The 19,261-nt window shown below is 65.5% G+C and carries 20 protein-coding genes; 6 read left to right on the top strand and 14 right to left on the bottom strand.

Going from position 1 to position 19,261, the window contains the following annotated elements:
* Window positions 1–68: 68 nt before the first annotated feature.
* Window positions 69–857 carry a DUF4394 domain-containing protein gene (locus ASG39_RS05835; protein ID WP_062593847.1) on the bottom strand — a complete coding sequence of 263 codons (789 nt, stop codon included), beginning with the start codon at window positions 855–857 and terminating at the stop codon, window positions 69–71.
* A 203-nt stretch (window positions 858–1,060) separates the two neighbouring features.
* Between ASG39_RS05835 and ASG39_RS05830 the strand changes: the two genes are divergently transcribed.
* From ASG39_RS05830 to ASG39_RS05815, 4 genes are all read left to right on the top strand, one after another.
* Entirely contained in the window at window positions 1,061–1,606 is a 546-nt protein-coding gene (locus ASG39_RS05830; RefSeq protein ID WP_062594162.1) for a sigma-70 family RNA polymerase sigma factor, read from the top strand.
* A complete protein-coding gene (locus ASG39_RS05825; RefSeq protein WP_062593844.1) occupies window positions 1,603–2,325 on the top strand; it encodes an anti-sigma factor in 723 nt (240 codons plus the stop codon). The genes ASG39_RS05830 and ASG39_RS05825 overlap by 4 nt, the downstream gene beginning before the upstream one ends.
* Before the next feature lie 256 nt (window positions 2,326–2,581).
* Complete coding sequence (locus ASG39_RS05820; RefSeq protein ID WP_062593842.1) at window positions 2,582–3,040, top strand: hypothetical protein; 459 nt, start codon at window positions 2,582–2,584, stop codon at window positions 3,038–3,040.
* A 159-nt stretch (window positions 3,041–3,199) separates the two neighbouring features.
* Entirely contained in the window at window positions 3,200–3,874 is a 675-nt protein-coding gene (locus ASG39_RS05815) for a DAK2 domain-containing protein (protein WP_062593840.1), read from the top strand.
* Window positions 3,875–4,084: 210 nt separating this feature from the next.
* On the opposite strand, the gene ASG39_RS05810 is transcribed toward ASG39_RS05815, so the two are convergent.
* The gene (locus ASG39_RS05810; protein WP_062594160.1) at window positions 4,085–4,834 is read right to left on the bottom strand and encodes an AraC family transcriptional regulator; all 750 of its coding nucleotides are present in this window, start codon (window positions 4,832–4,834) and stop codon (window positions 4,085–4,087) included.
* A 282-nt stretch (window positions 4,835–5,116) separates the two neighbouring features.
* On the opposite strand from ASG39_RS05810, the gene ASG39_RS05805 reads away from it, so the two are divergent.
* Complete coding sequence (locus ASG39_RS05805) at window positions 5,117–6,028, top strand: DMT family transporter (RefSeq protein ID WP_062593837.1); 912 nt, start codon at window positions 5,117–5,119, stop codon at window positions 6,026–6,028.
* A gap of 410 nt (window positions 6,029–6,438) precedes the next feature.
* Here ASG39_RS05805 and ASG39_RS05800 read toward each other — a convergent pair whose 3' ends face one another.
* The 6 genes from ASG39_RS05800 to ASG39_RS05775 all read right to left on the bottom strand — a co-directional run bounded on the left by ASG39_RS05800 (window position 6,439) and on the right by ASG39_RS05775 (window position 13,101).
* Window positions 6,439–7,296, bottom strand: a complete 858-nt coding sequence (locus tag ASG39_RS05800) for a carbohydrate ABC transporter permease (protein WP_062593835.1) — start codon at window positions 7,294–7,296, stop codon at window positions 6,439–6,441.
* 4 nt (window positions 7,297–7,300) lie between these two features.
* Window positions 7,301–8,239: a sugar ABC transporter permease gene (locus tag ASG39_RS05795; RefSeq protein WP_062593834.1), complete on the bottom strand. Its 939-nt coding sequence runs from the start codon at window positions 8,237–8,239 to the stop codon at window positions 7,301–7,303.
* Window positions 8,240–8,346: 107 nt separating this feature from the next.
* Window positions 8,347–9,582, bottom strand: a complete 1,236-nt coding sequence (locus tag ASG39_RS05790; RefSeq protein ID WP_062593832.1) for a sugar ABC transporter substrate-binding protein — start codon at window positions 9,580–9,582, stop codon at window positions 8,347–8,349.
* A 377-nt stretch (window positions 9,583–9,959) separates the two neighbouring features.
* Window positions 9,960–11,105, bottom strand: a complete 1,146-nt coding sequence (locus ASG39_RS05785; protein WP_062593830.1) for an ABC transporter ATP-binding protein — start codon at window positions 11,103–11,105, stop codon at window positions 9,960–9,962.
* 258 nt (window positions 11,106–11,363) lie between these two features.
* The gene (locus ASG39_RS05780) at window positions 11,364–12,296 is read right to left on the bottom strand and encodes a PfkB family carbohydrate kinase (protein ID WP_062593828.1); all 933 of its coding nucleotides are present in this window, start codon (window positions 12,294–12,296) and stop codon (window positions 11,364–11,366) included.
* Window positions 12,297–12,300: 4 nt separating this feature from the next.
* The gene (locus ASG39_RS05775) at window positions 12,301–13,101 is read right to left on the bottom strand and encodes a class I fructose-bisphosphate aldolase (RefSeq protein ID WP_062593826.1); all 801 of its coding nucleotides are present in this window, start codon (window positions 13,099–13,101) and stop codon (window positions 12,301–12,303) included.
* Window positions 13,102–13,308: 207 nt separating this feature from the next.
* On the opposite strand from ASG39_RS05775, the gene ASG39_RS05770 reads away from it, so the two are divergent.
* Window positions 13,309–14,070, top strand: coding sequence for a DeoR/GlpR family DNA-binding transcription regulator (locus tag ASG39_RS05770; RefSeq protein ID WP_062593824.1), 762 nt, complete (start codon window positions 13,309–13,311; stop codon window positions 14,068–14,070).
* On the opposite strand, the gene ASG39_RS05765 is transcribed toward ASG39_RS05770, so the two are convergent.
* From ASG39_RS05765 to ASG39_RS05740, 6 genes are read right to left on the bottom strand one after another with little or no spacing between them, the layout of a single operon-like run.
* On the bottom strand, window positions 14,061–15,044 hold the full coding sequence (locus ASG39_RS05765) for an ROK family protein (protein WP_062593822.1): 984 nt from the start codon (window positions 15,042–15,044) through the stop codon (window positions 14,061–14,063). The two genes, ASG39_RS05770 and ASG39_RS05765, sit on opposite strands and share 10 nt — an antisense overlap.
* Window positions 15,041–15,754 (bottom strand): ribulose-phosphate 3-epimerase, encoded by a 714-nt coding sequence (locus ASG39_RS05760; protein ID WP_062593820.1) that lies wholly within the window; start codon window positions 15,752–15,754, stop codon window positions 15,041–15,043. Before ASG39_RS05760 ends, ASG39_RS05765 begins: the two co-directional genes overlap by 4 nt.
* Window positions 15,751–16,506, bottom strand: coding sequence for an alpha/beta fold hydrolase (locus ASG39_RS05755; protein ID WP_082476975.1), 756 nt, complete (start codon window positions 16,504–16,506; stop codon window positions 15,751–15,753). The genes ASG39_RS05760 and ASG39_RS05755 overlap by 4 nt, the downstream gene beginning before the upstream one ends.
* Window positions 16,503–17,339, bottom strand: coding sequence for a sugar phosphate isomerase/epimerase (locus ASG39_RS05750; protein WP_062593818.1), 837 nt, complete (start codon window positions 17,337–17,339; stop codon window positions 16,503–16,505). The genes ASG39_RS05755 and ASG39_RS05750 overlap by 4 nt, the downstream gene beginning before the upstream one ends.
* Window positions 17,339–18,415 (bottom strand): Gfo/Idh/MocA family oxidoreductase, encoded by a 1,077-nt coding sequence (locus ASG39_RS05745; protein WP_062593816.1) that lies wholly within the window; start codon window positions 18,413–18,415, stop codon window positions 17,339–17,341. Before ASG39_RS05745 ends, ASG39_RS05750 begins: the two co-directional genes overlap by 1 nt.
* A complete protein-coding gene (locus tag ASG39_RS05740) occupies window positions 18,412–19,257 on the bottom strand; it encodes a sugar phosphate isomerase/epimerase (RefSeq protein WP_062593813.1) in 846 nt (281 codons plus the stop codon). Before ASG39_RS05740 ends, ASG39_RS05745 begins: the two co-directional genes overlap by 4 nt.
* Between the last annotated feature and the right edge of the window lie 4 nt (window positions 19,258–19,261).

Genomic DNA, 19,261 nt, shown 5'->3' with positions numbered 1-19,261 from the left:
CGTGAAAGCAGGATATGCGGCCGCCTTCACGGCCGCATATCGAGACGATCTCGTCGGTCCGGGAACGGTTACATCGCCGGGAGGATCGCGATATCGCGAAGGTCGTTGCTGAGGCCGGTGATCGCACCGATTTCCGTCGCGGCGCCGGTCTCGAGATTGACGCTGTAGAGCGTCTTGCCGGCGGCGAGATAGGCGGCGTTCCCGCCCGTCTCCATGCCCTGTATGTCGAAGGCATAGGTGGCCGGCTTGTCCTTGAGGCCGAGCTTGCCGATGGCTTTCAAGGTGCCGTCGTTCGGCTTGGTCTGCTGGATCAGGCCGCCGATCGTCGCATCGATGTTGTACATCGCGGTCTTCTCCGGCTTGCCGATCGAGTTCGTGTAGGCCGCAGCGACGATATCGGGCGTCTCGCCCTTGTGCATGTCGCCCTCTTCATAAGCGAGCGTGCCATCGACCGTGACGGCACCCGTATCCGGGTGGACGCGGTGGTTGGTGGTGCCGGTCATGAAACGCAGACGATCCGCCACCGGGTTGAAATCGACCACCACAGGTGCGGCCGTCATCGCCAGCGCCTTGTCCATCTTGGCAACCGACGTTGCGGCGCCCGTCTCAAGGTCGATCGTGACGATCTCGCTTTCCGGGGTGACGCCGATGACGGTCTTGTTCCCGGGGCGGACATCGATGCCGACCAACCTGTCGACACCGGTGACATCCATGCTCTTCGTGACGGCGGGCTTGTCCGTGTCGAACAGGACCAGGGTCTTGTCGCCGGTCAGGCCGAGGACCGGCGCGGCAAATAGGCTGCCGGTGCTGGCAACCAGAAGAGTGGAGGTTATCAAGGCGAAGCGAACGGTCATCATGGAATTCTCCCGTGTGTTGTTCCATTTCGGAAGACATCTGCGCGCGCACGGCGATGCTTCCTGTCTTGAAGACACGGGAGCAGGGCCGTTTGGATGCAGCCACATGAAAAATATTCTCAAAGCGCATCCAATCCTGCGCGCCGGCGGGTAGAGTGGGTCAGACCGCACGGATGGTGCGGCGATGGAAAAGGATTTTAATGTCGATGGGCTCACCGCCGGACGATCTGACGACGGCCCTTGCCGCCTGCGCGAAGGGTGACCGCACGGCATTGCGCAGGATCTTCGATCGGGAAGCGGGACGTCTGGTCACCGTCGCCGAACGCATCGTGCGGCGGCGCGACCTTGCCGAAGAGGTGGTTCAGGAAAGCTTCATCCGCATCTGGACGCAGGCCCACCAGTATCAGCCGGATCGTGGTTCGGCCCGCGGCTGGATCTATGCCATCGTTCGCAACCGCGCGCTCAATCTGCTGCGCGACGGCAGCCGGGAATATACGGTCGAGGATGTCGAGGTGCTGCGCGAGCGCGAACAGGTGGATCATGTCATGGCGGCCTGGCACCGGCTCGATCGCACCTCCCGCCTTCACGATTGTCTGGGTGCGCTCGAGGAAACCAAGCGGCGCGGCATTCTCATGGCCTATATCGGCGGATACTCCCATGGCGAGATCGCCGGCCGGCTCCGCATTCCGCTGGGCACGACGAAGTCCTGGATCCGGCGCGGCCTCTCCGCATTGCGGGAGTGCATGGCATGAGCGACGAGCGGGTCGATGGGAACGGGCGGGGCGATATCGGCGTCGTCGCCGACGAATATGTGCTCGGCCTTCTGGATGCGGCGGACATGCTGCGGATCGAGGCCGATCTGGAGAACGATCCCGATCTCAAGGCCGCCATCGCCGCCAGCCGCGAGCGCTTTCTGCCGCTGGACGAGACGGCGGAGGCCGCCATCGTCGGAGACCAGCTCTGGAGCCGCATCGAAACCGGGCTTTCGGCGCAACATGCGGGGAGCACGGGCAGGCACAAGGCGACCGCAAACGACAACAGGCGGGGCGGCTGGCGCGCGACGGCGCTTGGGGCCACGGCGGCGGCTGTCACGCTCGCCGTTGCGCTCACGTTCAGCCTGATGCGCACTGTCGATCCGCTGGTGGTGGCTGTGCTCGTCAACGAGGCCGGCGACATCAAGGCGATCGTCGAGGATTTCGGCAACGAGACGGCGGCCGTCCGGCTTCTGGCGGATTTCGCCGTTCCCGAGGGCAAGACGATCGAGGTCTGGACCCTGCCATCGCCCGAACGCGGCCCGGTCTCCCTCGGCCTGATCGACGACGCGCGCTCGGCCCGGCTGGACGGGCCCGCTCTCCCCAAGCCGCACGACAGCCAGCTCTACGAACTGACCCTGGAACAGACGGGCGGCTCCCTGACGGGCAGGCCGACAGGCCCCATCCTTGCAAAGGGGTTTGCGAAGATTGCGCGGTGAGGGGCGGCTGGGGAGGAAAATAGCGCTTGGCATCGCATTCGCCGTCGCGGATAACCGTCCTGCGCGTCTTGAAGCCTGCGCCTGAGCCTCTCGTCCGGTCGGCGCGGGAAACGAGACCATGACGGTGGCGCGGCACCTGGGATCTATGCAGATCCCCTTCTGTGTGCGACGGAAGGCCGTCATCGACTTCGGCGACGACCGCCCACCACGCTCTGGCCGATGCGGTAATATGTGGTGAAACGATGTTAGGGCCGGCATGACCATCGCAAAGCCAATTCGTGCCTGTCTGAACGGCTTTGCGCTGCTGGGAGCAGCGGCCATCATCACCGTCGCCTTCGTTCCAGAGGGCAACCTGCACTGTGACGAGCCCTACTTGGTCGAAAAGAGCCCCGACGGACGCTGGACACTGACGGTTTGCGGCCGGCCGATGTTCTTCGCCATGCCGGGTGGCGGAAGCGATGCGCCCGGCTGGATCGTCCTTCGCGATGAGAATGGCGCCATTCGAGGCGTTTCAGACCTTGGAATGCTGCAGCTTTATGGGGGAGCCGTGTCCGGTTCAAAGCTCGAATGGTCGAACGATCGCGTGACACGCAGGATGGTTCTCGATCTGCCGTTGGACCGGGCGACGAACCCCTTGGAGCGCTGGTGGACCGACCGCCTCTGGCGGCTACGCGCACTGGCCGGCCTGACGCCGGACGACGACTCGCTTCGCTAAAAGCCGTGCGGCTTCGGCTGCGGGAATGGACGCGCCGCCACACAGGACGGTGGTCGCGTGCACTGATGGGTCCGGTGTTTCTCGCGGCTGGAGCACGTCCTGAACCGCGAGCGGCTGCGGGCGATCCAGGCCGAGACGTCGGTCGCAACCTGGCCGCGGTTGAACGCTCGCCCCGACGCGGCGGCGCGGATCGTCGCTGCACCGGAGCTTGCCCGGACCACGGTCGCCCCTTCGGACGATCCGGCGGTTCGCGCATTTCTTCTGGCCGCGACCGCCTCTCTCGCGTCGCACGCGGCGGATGTGGATGCCCTGGATGCCCTGGATGCCAAGGTCGGCGACGGGGATACGGGATCGACGCTGGCGCTCGCAGCCGGCGCGATATCGGGTCACCTCGACCAGCTGCCGCTTCGCGATGGCGCGTCCCTGCTGCAATCCATCGGCGAACGGCTCCTGCGGTCTGCGGGCGGGTCAAGCGGTGTCCTTCTGTCGATCCTCTTTACATCGGCCGGTCCGTCGTTTGCGACGGATGCAGATTGGGGCAGGGCCCTGCTTGCCGGACTTCACCAGATGAAACGCTATGGCGGGGCAAAGCGCGGCGACCGGACGATGGTCGACGCGCTCGAACCGGCGCTCGAAGCGCTGGTCGCCACGCAGTCTCTCGACGCCGCCGCGCAAGCGGCGCGCCAAGGTGCAAATCACACGGCGACGATCACCAAGGCCGGCGCCGGCAGGTCCGCTTATGTTCCGGCGGCGGCGCTCAAGGGCATCAACGACCCGGGCGCTGAAGCCGTCGCGCGCCTCTTTGAAGATATCGCGCGCCAGACGCGCCGCTGACGAGACGGGCCGCTACCAGGCGGATTGAGATGCATCAGAGTGACGGCGAGCACCGCATCGTCTCGTCCTGCGGATGTCCTCTGCCGCGAGGGACGCTCGGCCCATGGACGGCACGCGCCCTCCTTCCCGGCGACGGCCAGTGCCGACGGCTGCGCCGGCACCTGCTATCCGGAGCGCTCGATGTTCGGCGCGCAAACGGCAGTGCGAACATCAGGCGCGACCGGAAACGCTTCTTCGAAAGGCAGAGGGCGTGGTGCCGGTATGGGTCTTGAATACCCGCGTCAGGTGGCTCTGGCTGCTGAAGCCGCAGGCCGAAGCGATCCGGGCAATCGGCTCGCCTTCGGCCAGAAGCGCCTTGGCGCGTGCGAGGCGCCTGTGCTGGACCCAGCCATGGGGCGAGACACCGCAGCTGGCGCGGAACATGCGCTGCAGGTGGAATGCGCTGAGGCCGGCAAGGGAGGCCAAATGCGGCAAGGTGATCTGGGTATCGAGATGGGCTTCGATGTAATCGGTGATCCGGCGGCGCACGACAGGTGCGAGGCCGCTCTTCACGCAGACGGGACGGGCACCGCCATAACGCGGATCGACAAACAGACAGGCGAGGGCTGTCGTGATCGCCGCGTCGGCCAGCAGCGGATCGCCCCACATCGTGGCCTCCGCGATCCGCCGCAGCGCCTGCGCGAGCGCCGGTGACTGGTCGAAGGTCGCTTCGGGCACCACCATCAGCCGGCAGTCGCGATCGAAGGTCTCGGCAAAGACGCGCCGCATTTCCATATCGGGCACATAGAGGTGCACGAAGGCGAAGGGATCGGTGATGGCCCATTCCGAGGAGGCGCCTTGCGGCATGATGCAGAGCGCACCCGGCCAGCCGCTGACATGACCTCGATCGATACGGCGGGTGCCGGATCCGCCTTCGAGATACAGGCTGAACGTGTGGTCATCCGGCTGCTCGTAGCGCATCTGGTCATGGGCATTGCGCCAGATCGCCGCCGACCGGCCCAAGCCGAGAGTCAGCGCATCGGTGACCTGCGCGCGGGGCGAGGCCGAAAGAAAGCGGAAGATGGACGGGTTGTCGAGGGACATGACAGTGCTCTGGCGGACCGAGCCCCATCTTACGACATTGGGCAGCGCTGGCCAGCCGCGGCGTCTCGTCTGGCCTCGGCCAGAGCACTTTCACCGCAAGAATCTGCAAGAAGTGCGACTCTTTCCCTCCTACTGTTCCGCCATCACAGCGAGAACGTCATGGCCAACCTCCTTCTGTTCGTTTCGACCGTCATCATCTGGGGCACGACCTGGATCGCCATTGCCATGCAGGTCGGGGCGGTGCCGGTGCTGGTTTCGGTGTTCTACCGCTTTGCGGCGGCCGCGCTCATCTTCCTCGTCGTGCTGGGCGCGATGGGCAAGCTCAAGGTGCCCGCCGCCCGGCACCAGCCGTTCATTCTGGCCCAGGCGCTCTGCCTGTTCAGCTGCAACTTCATCTGCTTCTACAACGCGGCCAGCTATGTGCCGTCGGGCCTGATCTCCGTGATCTTCTCGCTGGCAACGATCTACAACGCCATCAATGCCCGGCTGTTCTTCGGCGATCGGATCACCGGGCGCACGGTGGTGGCGGCTGGGCTCGGCGCGTCCGGGCTGCTCCTGCTGTTTGGCCCGGATATCCTCGTGCATTTCGATGCCGACACGTGGAAGGGCGTCGGCCTGTCGGCGCTCGGCACCCTGTTCTTCTCGCTGGGCAACATGGTCTCCCGCCGCAACAGCGCCGGGGGCATCGCCCCGGTGATCGCCAATGCCTGGGGCATGACCTATGGCGCGATCTTCCTGCTGCTCCTCATCGCCCTCACCGGCACACCGGTCGTCGCACCGCCCGACACGCGCTATCTCATCGCCTTGCTCTATCTCGCGGCCTTCGGCTCGGTGATCGGCTTCACCACGTATCTGATGCTGGTTTCGCGCGTCGGCTCGTCGCGGGCTGCCTATACGACGGTGCTCTTCCCGGTCGTGGCCCTGTCGCTCTCGACCGTCTACGAGGGCTATCATTGGACCCCCCTTGCAATCCTCGGCCTCGTGCTGACGCTGGCCGGAAATGTGGTGATCTTCGCGCGCCCGAGGTCGCGATCGACAGATCGAGCCGCAGCAAGAGTGTCGCCACCTTGAAACCCGTCTCTGTATTGGAGCTGAGGGCGGCACCCCGGTCGATCTCCCTCGACGTCACGTCGAACTCAACGTCCCCGGCCTGTCGCGGACAGGAGCACCTCCCGCTCCCGCCGTGATCCCGGCATGCGGGCCCTGGCGGATGCCAGCACGTTCGGCGAGGCGGTTTCGCGCCGGCCTGCGCGTCATCGGTCCGAGCAGCCTCAGCAGCGACACCACCCATGCCTTCGGTCACGGCCACATCGGGCTTGAGACCGGGCCGGTCACCGGGACGCTCGGCTCAGACCGGATCGCGACACGGGAAGGCACGCCGGCAATCTGCAGATCGTCTGCGGCGCGCTTTCGCACGTGGAGGGTGGGGACGTGGCGACCCATGCAGGACCGTTCCGCGGCCCGCGCTCAACGCACGCCGATCAGCTCTTCACCGATCCGGAGGTCATGCCGGCGAGGAAATAGCGTTGGGCGAAGAGATAAAGGAGCAGGAGCGGCAACGAGCCCAGCACGCTCATCGCCATCATCTCGTTCCACTCGAAGGCGTGCTGTCCCATCAGCAGCTGGATACCGATCGGGACCGTGCGAAGGTCCATGGATTTCGTCAGTGTCAGCGCGAAGAGGAATTCGTTCCAGGAGAGAAGGAACGTATAGACCGCTGTCGCGACGATGCCGGGCACCGAGACCGGGACGATCACGCGCCAGAGCGCCGTCCAGCTGGTGCCGCCATCGACCAGGACCGCCTCGTCCAGCTCCTTCGGCAGCGTGTTGAGGTAGCCCGTCATCAGCAGGATGGCATAGGGCAGGGTGAAGACGAGGTAGGTCAGGATCAGCGCGAAATAGGTATCGAAGATGCCGAAGGCGACGACCATGCCGAAATAGGGGATGAGCAGCGTGATCGGCGGCACGGTCTGCGTGCTGATGATGAAGATGTTCAGCGTGTTCTTGAAGCGGAACGAATACCGACTGAAACCGTAGGCCGTGACGATGGCGACGAGCAAGGTGAGCAGCGTGACGACGCCGGCGACGATGTAGCTGTTGATGAAGAAGCGGATCTTCACCGGATCGTCGAAGATCGAGGCGTAGGCCACGAGCGTATAGACGTCCGGCAGGAGTTTCGGAGGCAGGGCGAAGATTTCCGTGTTGGATTTCAACGAACTGAAGACCATCCAGAGAATGGGAAAGCCCGCAAAGACGAGGCCGATCGCCAGGCCGATATAGGTCAGGATCGTGGGCAGGACGGAACGGCCGGAGGCGCGCTTGGCTGAACGTTGGGCCATGGGATTACCTGCCCTTCTGGTGCTTGATGTAGAAATAGGTCACGCTCATCGACACCACGAGGATGATGATCGCGCTCGCCGAGGCCAGCGAGAATTCATATTGCGAGAAGGCGAGCTTGTAGGTGTAGGTGCTCAGCACCTCCGTCGCGTAGATCGGCCCGCCGCCGGTCGTCATCCAGACGAGCGGAAAGACCTGCATCGTCCAGATGAAATCGAGAAGCGCGATCGAGATGATGATCGGCATCAGCTGCGGAATGGTGATGTACCAGAATTTCTGCAGCTCGTTCGCCCCGTCGATGCCGGCCGCCTCGTAGAGCTCCTTGGAGATGCCCTGCAGGCCGGCGAGCAGGCTGACCATGTAGAGCGGATAGCCGGCCCAGATGTTCGCGAAGGTCAGGGCATGGAGCGCGGTCGCGGTGGAGGAGAACCACTCCACTTTGAAATCGACGATATGAAGGGCCATGAGCACGCTGTTTACGACGCCGTTCGGGTCGAGCAGCAGCCGCCAGATGATGGCGATGATGACGGCGGTGAAGAGCCAGGGCAGAATGTAGAGCACGCGCAACAGGCTGCGAATGGCGGGATCGATCCGCTGCGTATTGAGGAGAAGCGCGAAGGCGAGGCCGATGAGAAAGTGGAAGACCACGCTCATGACCGTGAAATAGAGCGTTTGCCCGAAGGCCTGCCAGAAGATCGCGTCGCGGAAGATCGTCAGGTAGTTCTGAAAGCCGACGAACGCGGAATCCTTCTTCATGATCGCGCCATCCATCAGCGAATAGCGAAAGACCATGATCATCGGAAACAGCATGAGCACCGAGAAGAGCAGGGTGGCCGGGGCGATATAGAGATACGGAACCAGCCGCTTTCGCGTTCGATAGGCAACGAAGCCGCGCTTGCGCTTCGTCGCGGACGGAACGGCCAGACCTTCTGTCACACTGCTCATGACGGTTGCTTTCCAGATGTCCTCAAAGGCGGATGAAGCGCCCCGGCAGGCGATTGGCGCCTGCCGGGGATGCGTGCGGCGCGGTTTTCACGCTGCGAGGAAACGCGTTAGAACTTGGTCAGCCATTGCTTCTGGGTGTTGGCCGCGGCTTCCTTGGGCGTTTCCGAACCGTCGAACATCTTCTGGACCTCGATGCCCATCTGGCGCATCAGGTCCTCGGCCACGGGAAGGCCGACGAACTCGTTGGCGAGATGACCGCTCTGGAAGATCGCGAAGGCCTGCTCGAACAGCGGGTCGGACTTCGAGAAGTCGGGCTTTGCGTTCACATTGCCCGGAAACGCATTGGCGATGGAGACGAGGCGGCCGTTGACGTCGGGGCTCATCAGATATTCGACCAGCTTCCAGGCTTCTTCCTTGTGCTTGCTGCCTTCGCTGATGCCGATGCCCCAGGATGCATAGGGCAGGCCGCGCTTGCCCGTGTAGCCATCGACGGCGGGCAGGGCGGAGATGCCGAAATTGAGCTTCGGGTTCCGCTCGCGGATCAGGTTGATGTGGGCCAGCGAGTCGACCATCATGCCGACGCGACCGTTCACGAATTCCTCGACCTTGTCCTGCTCCTTCTTGGCGAAGATGCCGGGTGAGATGACGCCCGCGTCGTGCAGGGACTTGATGTATTCGAGCGTGCCGACGACGGACTCGTTTTCGAGATCCGGCTTGCCGTCCTTCAGCATCGACCCGCCGGACGCCCAGGTCCAGGACATCACGTCGTTCTGGATGCCGCCGGGGTTCTGCAGCGACAGCGGCAGCACCCAGCCATACTGGTTCTTGGCTGCATCCGTCATCTTCTTGGCGGCTTCGGCAAATTCCGTGCGCGTGCCCGGCACCTTGTCGACGCCGGCCGCCTTGGCAAGATCGAGATTGACGAACACCGGATAGACGAAGGAGGCGAGCGGGAACATGACGCTGTTGCCATCGACCTTGACGATGTCGGCGATCTGCCCGGCATCGTATTTCGCATTGGCCATCAGCGGGTCCATCGCGGCGATGGCGCCCTGCTTGGCGAGGCCGTTGACCCAGGCGCCATCGAGGCCGACGACGTCGCTGAGCGTGCCGGACGCCGCACCGACGACGATCTGGTCGCGCGTGGTGGCGTAGGGGCCGCTGACGAGCGTGACCTTGATGCCGGGATTGGCCTTTTCGAAATCATCCATGATGCCGCGCAGCGCGCCTGCGGGCATTTCCGGCTCCCACCACTGGATGAACTCGATGGTGGTATCGGCGAACGCAGCCGTCGAGCACAATGCCCAGAGCGCTGCGGTGGCGAGAAACTTCTTAGCCTTCATGATCCCCTCCCAGGAATACGGTTTGTTCGATCCTCCCAGATCGATATGGCAGTAGGGTCCCGAACGCCGACACCTGTCAACGTCCAATTTCAGCCTGCCGGAATTTCGGTATTTTTGAGTCTGGATGCAATCCGCTATCCTGTTGATTTATAGTTATATTATTCCCAAATTTAGCAGCGCAATTCATCTCAAAGTAAATTACCTGCGGATCGTTATTTCTTTACTTTCGTAAATAAATGAAAGGACGCGATTCCGGTGGTTTTTCGGTGCCGCTCGCAGAGCGAGAGCCGCTCTCTGCAAGGCCCTCGATCTGCCGCTTTTCCGCGGGCCCGGCACCCTGTCCGGCAGCCTCCGACACGAGGTGAACGACGCAGCGGTCAGAGCGCCAGATGGGTCTCCGGGTCGAAGACATGCAGCTTGGCAACGTCGATCGCCACATCGATCCGCGCACCGGCCCGGGCCGGGCTGGTGGCCTCGAACTTGGCGACGGCATTCGCGGCGCTGCTCAGTTCCTCCACGGCATCGGGGTCGCCGGAATCCACGCGGACGGCATCGATGTTCAGATGGACGATCCACTCCGAGCCCAGCTCCTCGATGGATTTAACCGTTGCCGGCACGGTCGGATACATCGCGCCGGAGGCGAGCCCGCTGTCGTGGAGATCCTCCGGACGGATGCCGAACACCACCATGCGCCCCTCGAACGCCCGCAGCCCGGGGGACCGCGCGAAGACCGCCTCCGGCACCGGGATCGAAAAGGTCGGCAGGACGATGCGGCTGTTTTCGAGCCGCCCCTGGAAGAGGTTCATCGACGGCGAGCCGATGAAGCCCGCGACGAAGGCATTGACCGGCTTGCTGTAGAGAACTTTGGGCGTGTCCACCTGTTGCAGCACGCCGCCCTTGAGCACGGCGACACGGTCGCCCATCGTCAGGGCCTCGGTCTGGTCGTGGGTGACGTAGATGGTCGTCACCGCGAGCTGTCGCTGCAGGTTGACGATCTCGGCGCGCATCTGCACGCGCAGCTTGGCGTCGAGGTTGGAGAGCGGCTCGTCCATCAGGAAGGCCGCCGGCTCCCGCACCATGGCCCGCCCCATCGCCACGCGCTGGCGCTGCCCGCCGGAAAGCTCCGCCGGCTTGTTGCCGAGCACCTTGGTCAATTGCAGGGTCTTTGCGATTTCGTTGACGCGTTTCGTGCGCTCGTCCTTGCTCTTTCCCGCAAGCTTCATCGAGAAGGCGATATTGTCGAACACGGTCATGTGCGGGTAGAGCGCGTAGGACTGGAACACCATGGCGATGTTGCGATCCTTGGGCGAGAGATCGACGACGTTTTCGCCGCCGATGCTCAGCGTGCCGCTGCTGATCTCTTCCAGCCCGGCGATCATGCGGAGGGCGGTCGACTTGCCGCAGCCGGACGGCCCGACGAGGATCAGGAATTCGCCGTCGCGGATCGTCAGGCTGAGATCCTTGATCGCGTGGAACTCGGTTCCAAAGGTCTTGCAGATTTTGTCCAGCACCACGTCGGCCACGGTGTTCTCCTCCCTATTTCCTCAGCCATCGGAACCTTGCGATGGCCCTTGTGCGACAGCGCCGATAGAAGGCCTGTCCGCGCGCCGCGCGTCAACGGCCCGTTGCCGCCGAAAGCCTCCGTCATTGCCGGCCGCTCCGGTTGCAGATTCCGTAGATCCTTCATAAGACACGCATTTTTGAACGTATCTTCCATATTGCGAACGAAAAAATATTTTTTTACGCGTGCAAGTTTAGCGGTATCGTTCGATGCGCGTGCGTCAGGCCATCGCCAGAGGTCTCGGCGCGTCGGTCGCCGTCATCAGCGCGTTGCAGGCGGCGTGATCGGGGAGGGCCATCCGGCCACCTTTCCCGGTCACCGAGATCGCGGCGGCAGCGGCGGCATAGCGCACGCAGTCGATCGGCGGTTCGCCCCGCGAAAGCGCCAAGGCATAAGCGCCGTGAAAGCAGTCGCCCGCACCGGTCGTATCCACGGCGTGCACCGCATAGGCCGGAACGTGCCAGTCCCGCGCATCGCCTGCCAGACGGACGAAAGCGCCGCGGTCGCCATCGGTGAGCACGACGGCTGCGCGGTCGTCGGTCCACAGACGCTGGAGAATGGCGGCCGGCGCGGTCTCGCCCGTCTGCGCCTCGGCATAGGCGAGCGGCAGGACGAGATGATCGGCAAGCGCGATCAGGCGATCCGTGGCCGAGCCGATCGACCATTCGATGTCGGCGACGACCGACAGTCCGAGTGCGCGCGCCCGCGCGACGATGCGCTCGGAATGCGTCGCATAGCCATCGATGAGCAGGACCCGCGCCGCCGACAGCGTCTGGTCGCTGAGATCGTCGCGGGTCCCGTGCGGCACATCGTCGTCATAGGCGATGAACCGGTCTCCGTCGGGCCCGACGGTGATGACCGAGCGGATGGCCCGGGCATCGGGGCGGCGCGGGGCGCGGGAGACGTCCACGCCCTGCCGTTCGAGCTCGCCGGCGCTCGGATCGTCGTCGGACGCGCCGCTCAGCCAGCCGATGAAGCCCGCCCGGCCGCCGAGCCGCGCAACCGCCACGAGGGCGGTTGCGACATTGCCGCCGAAGTCTCGCGTGCGCCCCACGACCTTGCCTTTGCCGGCCTTCAGCGGTCGATCGACATAGACGATGTCGTCGATGGCGACGGCGCCGAAGCCGAGAACGTCGAGGCGGTGCGATGCCATGGCGTCAGGCGCCTGCGGCGGCCAGAGCTTCCTCTGGCGCCATGCCGTCGTGAATGACGAGCTTGAAGGCGCGGGCCGCCTTCGTCGTGTCCCCGTGACCCCAGAGATTGCGGCCGACGACGGCACCGCGGGCACCGGCGCGCAGCGCCTCGCTGGTCTGCTGAAGGGCGCCGAGCAGCGTATCGGTCTTCGGTCCGCCCGCGATGACGATCGGGACCGGGCAGGTGGCGACCGTTTCCTTGAAGCTGTCGAAGTCGCCGGTATAGCCGACCTTGATCACGTCCACCCCGGTCTCGAAACCGATGCGGACGGCATAGGCGATCTCGTCCGGCGTGAAGACGATCTTGCCGCCATTGGCATAGTCGCGCGGGTAGACGTGGGCGACGACCGGCATTTCGAAACGGGCGGCGGCGTTGACCGTGTCCGTCAGCCAGCGGATGTAGTGGCCCTCGGTATCGCCGCGCACGGGAATGGCGACGGCCAGGGCGTCGGCGCCGTAGCGAACCGCGTCTTCCGGCGTGGCGATGAGCTGGCGGATGCGGTCGTCCGGCGTGAAGCAGCCGGCCTGGATGACGAGCGCCGCCTTGCCGGCATAGGCCGACCAGAGATGCCGGGCGGCACCCGGCTGGATGCTGATATAGTCCGGCCCACCGGCCATCACCCGCTCCAGCGCGCCGGGCAGATCCGCAAGCCCGCCTTCGCGCACATTGCCATAGCCGACGAAATGATCGACGGCGCCGCCGAACAGATTTCCCGATGCATGCGAAAACAGCCGCGACAGCCGCACTTTGGTTCCAAGGCCCATAACGATCTCCTCCGTTGATGACGTGTCTGTGCCTCAGCTAACTCGAAAGAAAACAAATACACAATATTTCGATTTCTTTCGTTTTACATTTGCCTTATAGATATTTCCGAAAGATCTCCGCTATATTGCGCTGCACACGCTTATTTCGGCATCGCACATGCGATGTCTGCTTCGTTTTTTCGAAAGTCTTCCGCCACCGGAACCGCCATGCTTGCAGAACAACGACGACACCAGATCATGCTTGAGCTCCAGCGCGTGGGGCAGGCGAAGACCCGGGAGCTTGCGGAGCGCTTCGGCGTGTCCGAAGTCACCATTCGCTCGGACCTCGAAAATCTCGACGGGAAGAAGCAGCTTATCAAGACGCATGGCGGCGCCATCGCCTTGCCGGTGGATTCGCCGGCCGCCGCCTTCGAGGAACGGATGAACCGCAACTTCGAGGCCAAGCGCCGGATCGCCCAGATGGCGGCGCGGCTCATCCTCGACAACCAGTCCATCGTCTTCGACAGCGGCTCGACGCTGCTGCAACTGGCGATGCAGATGCCGCCGGTGCACAATGTGGTGGTCGCCACGACCGCCATGAACATCGCCCAGCACCTGATGTACCGCCCCGGACTGGACGTCCACATGATCGGCGGCCGGGTGTTTCCCAACACGGTTAGCACCATCGTGTCGGATGCCGACAAGGCCGTGGGCGGACTGGTGGCGCACCAGGCCTTCGTCAGCGCGCATGCGATCGATCACGCCTTCGACGTCGTCGACGTCTCCGAGGATATCGCCCGCACGAAACGCAACCTGGTGCGCATGGCGCGGCGCGTTATCCTGGTTGCAGACTCGACCAAATGGGACACTGGCGCCTCGTCCAAGGCGTTTTCGCTGTCGCGCGTCGACATGATCATCACCGATACCGGCATGCCCTATTCGATCCGCGGCCGCCTCGACAAGCTGGGCGTCGAGGTCCGCTACGTCTGATCGCGGTCGGCCCGGATCGTGAAGCCCGGCTGCGCAAAGACCAGCCCGGCGGCTCCCACCAGCCCGGCATTCGTTCCAAGCCCCGCCCGCACGATGACGACGTCGCGATAGGCCGACATGGCGCGTGTCGCGACGACGCTGCGGATGCCGCCGATCAGGAGATCGAAGGCATTCGAAAGGCCGCCGCCGATAACGACGATATCCGGCGAGAAGATGTGCAGCAGGTTGGTCAGTCCGATGCCGAGCCATTCCGCCTCCTCCGCGATCAGGGCGAGGGCGACGGGATCGTCCACCCGCGCCGCCTCCACCACCGACCGCGCGCCCGGACGGCCGATGGCTGATTGGGCCGCAGCGATCTTTTCGCCGCCCGGTCGCAAAGCGGCGTCGGCACCGCGATGACCGAGGGCGGTTCCCGATGCCAGCGCCTCGAAACATCCCACATTGCCGCAGAGGCAGCGCGGGCCGGACCCGGAGAGGGTCATATGGCCGATCTCGACCGCAAGGCCGCGACGGCCGTGAAAGATGCGCCCGCCGGAGACGACGCCGCCGCCGATGCCGGTGGAGACGGTGACGAACAGCACGGTCTCGAATCCCCGGGCCGCGCCATGGCGCCATTCGCCGAGCGCCGCCATGTTCGCGTCATTGTCGAGGAACACCGGCAGGCCGAGCCGCGCCGACAGACGCTCGACCACGGCGACATCGTGCCAGCCGGCGAGCGTCGGCGGTGCGATCATGATGCCGGCCGACGGGTCGAGCGGCCCCGGTGCGCCGAGCCCGACGCCGGCGATGGTGCCGTCCGTCTCCGCCATCAACGTCTCGGCGAGCGACGCCATCTGGTCGAGCACCGCATCGACCCCCGCGCGCGCGCGCGTCGGCACCGTCAGCGCCTGCCGCACCTCGCCTGTCCGCGTGACGATCGCGGCCCGCAGATCGGTGCCGCCAAGATCGAAGGCAAGGGCTGCGGCGGCGGTCATGCCGCCCTGCCGCCAAGTCCGTGCAGCCAGTCGATCCGGGCCGCGAGATCCGGCGCGCCGAAGGCAAGCGATCCGAGGACGACGGTCTCAGCCCCTGCCGCGCGCAGCGCGGGCACCGTGGTCTCGCGGATGCCGCCATCGGCGGCGAGGATGATGTTGGAAAGCCCGGCCGCCTCGATAAGACGCCGTGCTTCCCCCAGCCGGCCGCACGCCTCGGGCGCAAGCGACTGCCCCTTGACGCCGATCCGCGTGCCGAGCAGCGTGACCATGCCGACATGCGGCAGGAAGGGCAGGATCGCCTCGACCGGCGTCTCCAGCCGCAGGACCACGCCGCCGACGACACCGGCCTCACGCGCCGCCGCCAGCGCGCGAAGGCCGGCGTCGCCGTTTTCGGCATGCACGCTCAGAAGGCTGGCGCCGGCTTCGACGAACTGCGCGGCCTGCGCCTCGACGCTGTCGGCCTCCACCATCAGATGGACGTGGATCGGAACCTTGGTCTGCTGCGAGATCTGGGCGACGAGATCGGGGAAGAACAGATAACCCGGCGCAAAACGCCCGTCCGCGACATCGATATGATGAAGATCGGCGACCGCCTCGATGCGGGCGAGGTCGCGCTGCAGATTGACCAGATCGGCCGACCACAACGAGAATTCCGCAAGCAGGCGGTTGCGGGGCAGGGCCGAGATGGCATGGGCGTGGTTTTCGATCATGATGGGCTCCGGGTGTGCATGGCGAGAAAGTCCGCAATCGCGGCCCTGACCTCTTGGTGGTGACGATCCCGTTCGAGCGCCTTTGGCGCCACGGTGACGAGCCGGGCACCGGGGATCGCCTCCGCGAGCGTTTCGGCGCAGGCGCGCGGATGGATGGCGTCGTGCGCGTTGGCAATGATCAGGGCGGGAAGCCGCAGGGCCTCGACCGCCTGCCGGCTGACGCCGGGGGAACCCGCGGCGATATCGGCGAGCACCTCGGCAAAGCGCGAGGGCTGGGGTCGGTCGGCATAGCCGAGCAGCGAGGCGAGATTGTCGGGCGCATCCCGCGCGAGGCGCTGCCCGGTCTCCCCCTCGGCAAAGGCCGCGCGTGCGGCCTCGGGCGGCAGGCGCCGCAGCAGGGCCGCGATGTCGGCGATGGGTGCCATATTGTCGGGGGCGCTGGTAAAGGTCCAGGCGGGGCGCACGAGGATGAGGCCGGTCACCCGCTCGGGATGATGGCAGGCGAGATAGAGGGCGATGGCGGCGCCCATCGATAGGCCGCCCGCGATGAACCTCTCGTGCCCCGCCATGGCATCCAGCGCGTCCCTTGCAAACAGCGGGATGCTGAACGGCCGGTCGGGACCGAGCGGCGTTTCCTTGTGGCCGCGACTGTTGATCGTTACCCGCAGCGCATTCGACGTCTCCGGCCAGTTTGCCGCCGCCTGCGCGTCGTCGCCGCCCAATCCGTGCTGGAAGAGAACCGCCTGCCTCATGCCGGCACCGTGAGGAGCGGAGCCAGGAACCGGGCAACGTCGGGCGCGTCTTCCGGCTCCAGGCCATGCGTCACGACGGCGCCCTCGAATCCGGAGGCGCGCAGCCGCGCGATGAAATCGGCGAAATCCACGACGCCGCGTCCGGGTGCGGCAAAGCGGCCGTCGGCCTGCCGGTCCTTGGCGTGCGCCATGACAGTCAGCCCCGCCGCGATCTCCACGGCGCGCGCGACGATTGTGCGGGCGTGCCCGGCATCCGCCTTCTCGAAGAGGTTTGCGGGATCGAGCACGATCCGCAGCCGGTCGGAGGCCATCTCCCCGATCAACCGGCGGGCATCGTCGGCCGACGCGACGACATTCGCCTGTTCCGGCTCGATCCCGAGCGTGATCCCCGCAGCCTCCGCACGCTGAAGGGCGTCCGCCATGTCCGCGACCATGTCGGCCCAGGCTTCGAGCGTCGCATTGTCGGGGTGGTGTGCCCACTGATCGCCGGGGTGGCGGGAGCCGGTGCAAAGTGTGACGAGCGGGATCTTCAGCGCGCCCGCGATATCGATGATATGGCCGAGCGCCTGCCGTCCGCGGGTGCGCACCGCGGGGTCGGGATGCGCCATGTTGTAGGTGCCGGACAGCGCCGCGATACCGACGCCGGATGCGACACGGGCCGCATCGATCCGGGCGACCAGGGCTGCGACGTCGGCGATCTCGTCCGGCAGGGAGGGCAGGCCTGTGCAGGCGAGGTTGAACTGCACTGTCGCGTAGCCGGCTGCGCGCGCCGCCTGCAGCACCTGCGTGGGGTCGGTCCCGGCAAAGGTCTTGGCGAAGATGCCGAGCTGCATCAGACCGCTCCCGTGACGGAGGCCAGCTCGACGCGTTCGCCGGTCTCCACCGAGCGGGCGATGGCGACCATGGCGCGGATGGAGGCGAGGCCGTCGCGGACGTCCGCACCGCGCATCGGCGCACCCGTGAGGACCGTGTCCGCAAGCCCTTCGACCTGGCGGCGGAAGAAGTGGCCGTCGGCCCCGAGCGGACGCCGCGACGTCGCATCCTTCTCGTGGAAGATATCGACCTCGGAGGCGCGAAAATACCAGGGATTGAACGTCTTCGCGATCACCGAGCCGTTCTCGCCATAGAGCTGAAAACCCTCGTGCCAGTCCATCCGCACCGCGACGGTGAGATCGAGATGGCCGAGGGCGCCATTGGCGAATTCGGTTTCCACGAACCAGCAATAAGCGCCGAAGCGCGTGGCCAGACGCGCGCGGACGGCGACGATATCGCCGCAGAAGAAGCGGGCGGTGTCGACCAGATGCGACCCGTGCGCCAGCATGAAATATTGCCGGAGATCGGCCTTGGGATTGCCGCCCGGCCGCTTCGCCAGCTTGCTCGACACCGGCAGCGGCTGCACGGCGTCCGTGTTGGTGTAGCGATGCGTGCTGTCGCAGTACCAGGCTTTGAGCGCCAGGATCTCGCCCATGTCGTCGCGCACGAAATCCCGTGCCGCCTCCAGCGCCGGATCGAAGCGTTTCATGTGCCCGACCTGGAGGATCTTGCCGGAGGCCTCCACCGCGCGGGCCAGCGCCTCGCCTTCCTCGATCGAGACGCCGATCGGTTTCTCGCAGAGCACATGCTTGCCGGCGTCGAGCGCCTTGATCGACATCGGCACGTGATAGGCGTCCGACGTCGCGACGATGACGGCCTCCAGCTCCGGATCGGCGAGCATTTCGTCGTAATCGGCATAGCTGCGTTGCGGCTCGTAGGTCGCCGCCATGCGCGCCAGAAGGTCCGGCGCCGCATCGCAGATGGCATAGAGATCGGCATTGCCGGCCTTCACGCAGGATTCCAGATGCGCGAACTGCGCGATGGGTCCGCATCCGAGCACGCCCACCCGGAGCCGTCTTTCCTGTTTGCGGATCACGACCCTGCTCCCGTGCGGGCGTCGTCGAAACCCATGCGGGAGAGCGTCTCGCGGTTGGCGCGCACGGCGCCTGCCGGGTCCTTGCCCGCCGCGTCGGATTCCTCCTCGACCACGATCCAGCCGTTGAAATTCGGGGCCTTCGCGACGATGGCGATGACCTCGGCAATATCGCAGACGCCCGCCCCCAGCATCGCCCAGTCGCCGGCGGCATCCACGTCCTTCAGGTGGACGTAGCGGATGCGATCGTGATGCGCGGCGAGTGTGTCGGCCATCGTCTGGCCGCCCCGCAGGATGTGCCCGGTATCGGGCACCCAGCCGACCTCAGGGTCGAGACGCGAGAAGATCTCGTCGTAATCGCTGCGGGTGGAAAGCAGCGTCCGGTGGTGCGAGGAGGGGTGGACGGCAACGACCACGCCGGCCCCGCGCCCGATCTCGCTCGCCCTGTTGTAGATCTCGGCTGCGACCCCGAACCCGTCGTCCCGGGGTCCGTCCGACACGGATGTGGCCGAGCCGAGGGAGACCAGCGCGCCGGGAAACCGGGCGACGAAATCCACCCAGCGCCTGACGGCATCCAGATCCTCCCCGCTCCGGACGGGCAGGGTGAAGCCGCTGTCAGAGCCGAACGCGAAGGAGACGAGCGTCAGGCCGGCGCCGTCCAGCGCCCGTGCGAAGTCGTCCGGGCGCGCCGCGTAATCGCCGATCATGGTGTTGGTGATCTCGATGCCGGTGTAGCCGCCGTCTGCGACCGCCGCGATCAGCGCGTCCGGGCCGCCGTTCCAACCGGACCCGAGCATTTCCCATGTGTAGGTCTGGCAGCCGAACTTCCGTTCTGTTTTCGTCATCCGT

The organism is Rhizobium sp. Leaf371 (genome assembly GCF_001424045.1).
GTDB lineage: Bacteria > Pseudomonadota > Alphaproteobacteria > Rhizobiales > Rhizobiaceae > Ferranicluibacter.
This window is presented reverse-complemented; position numbering and strand designations above follow the sequence as displayed.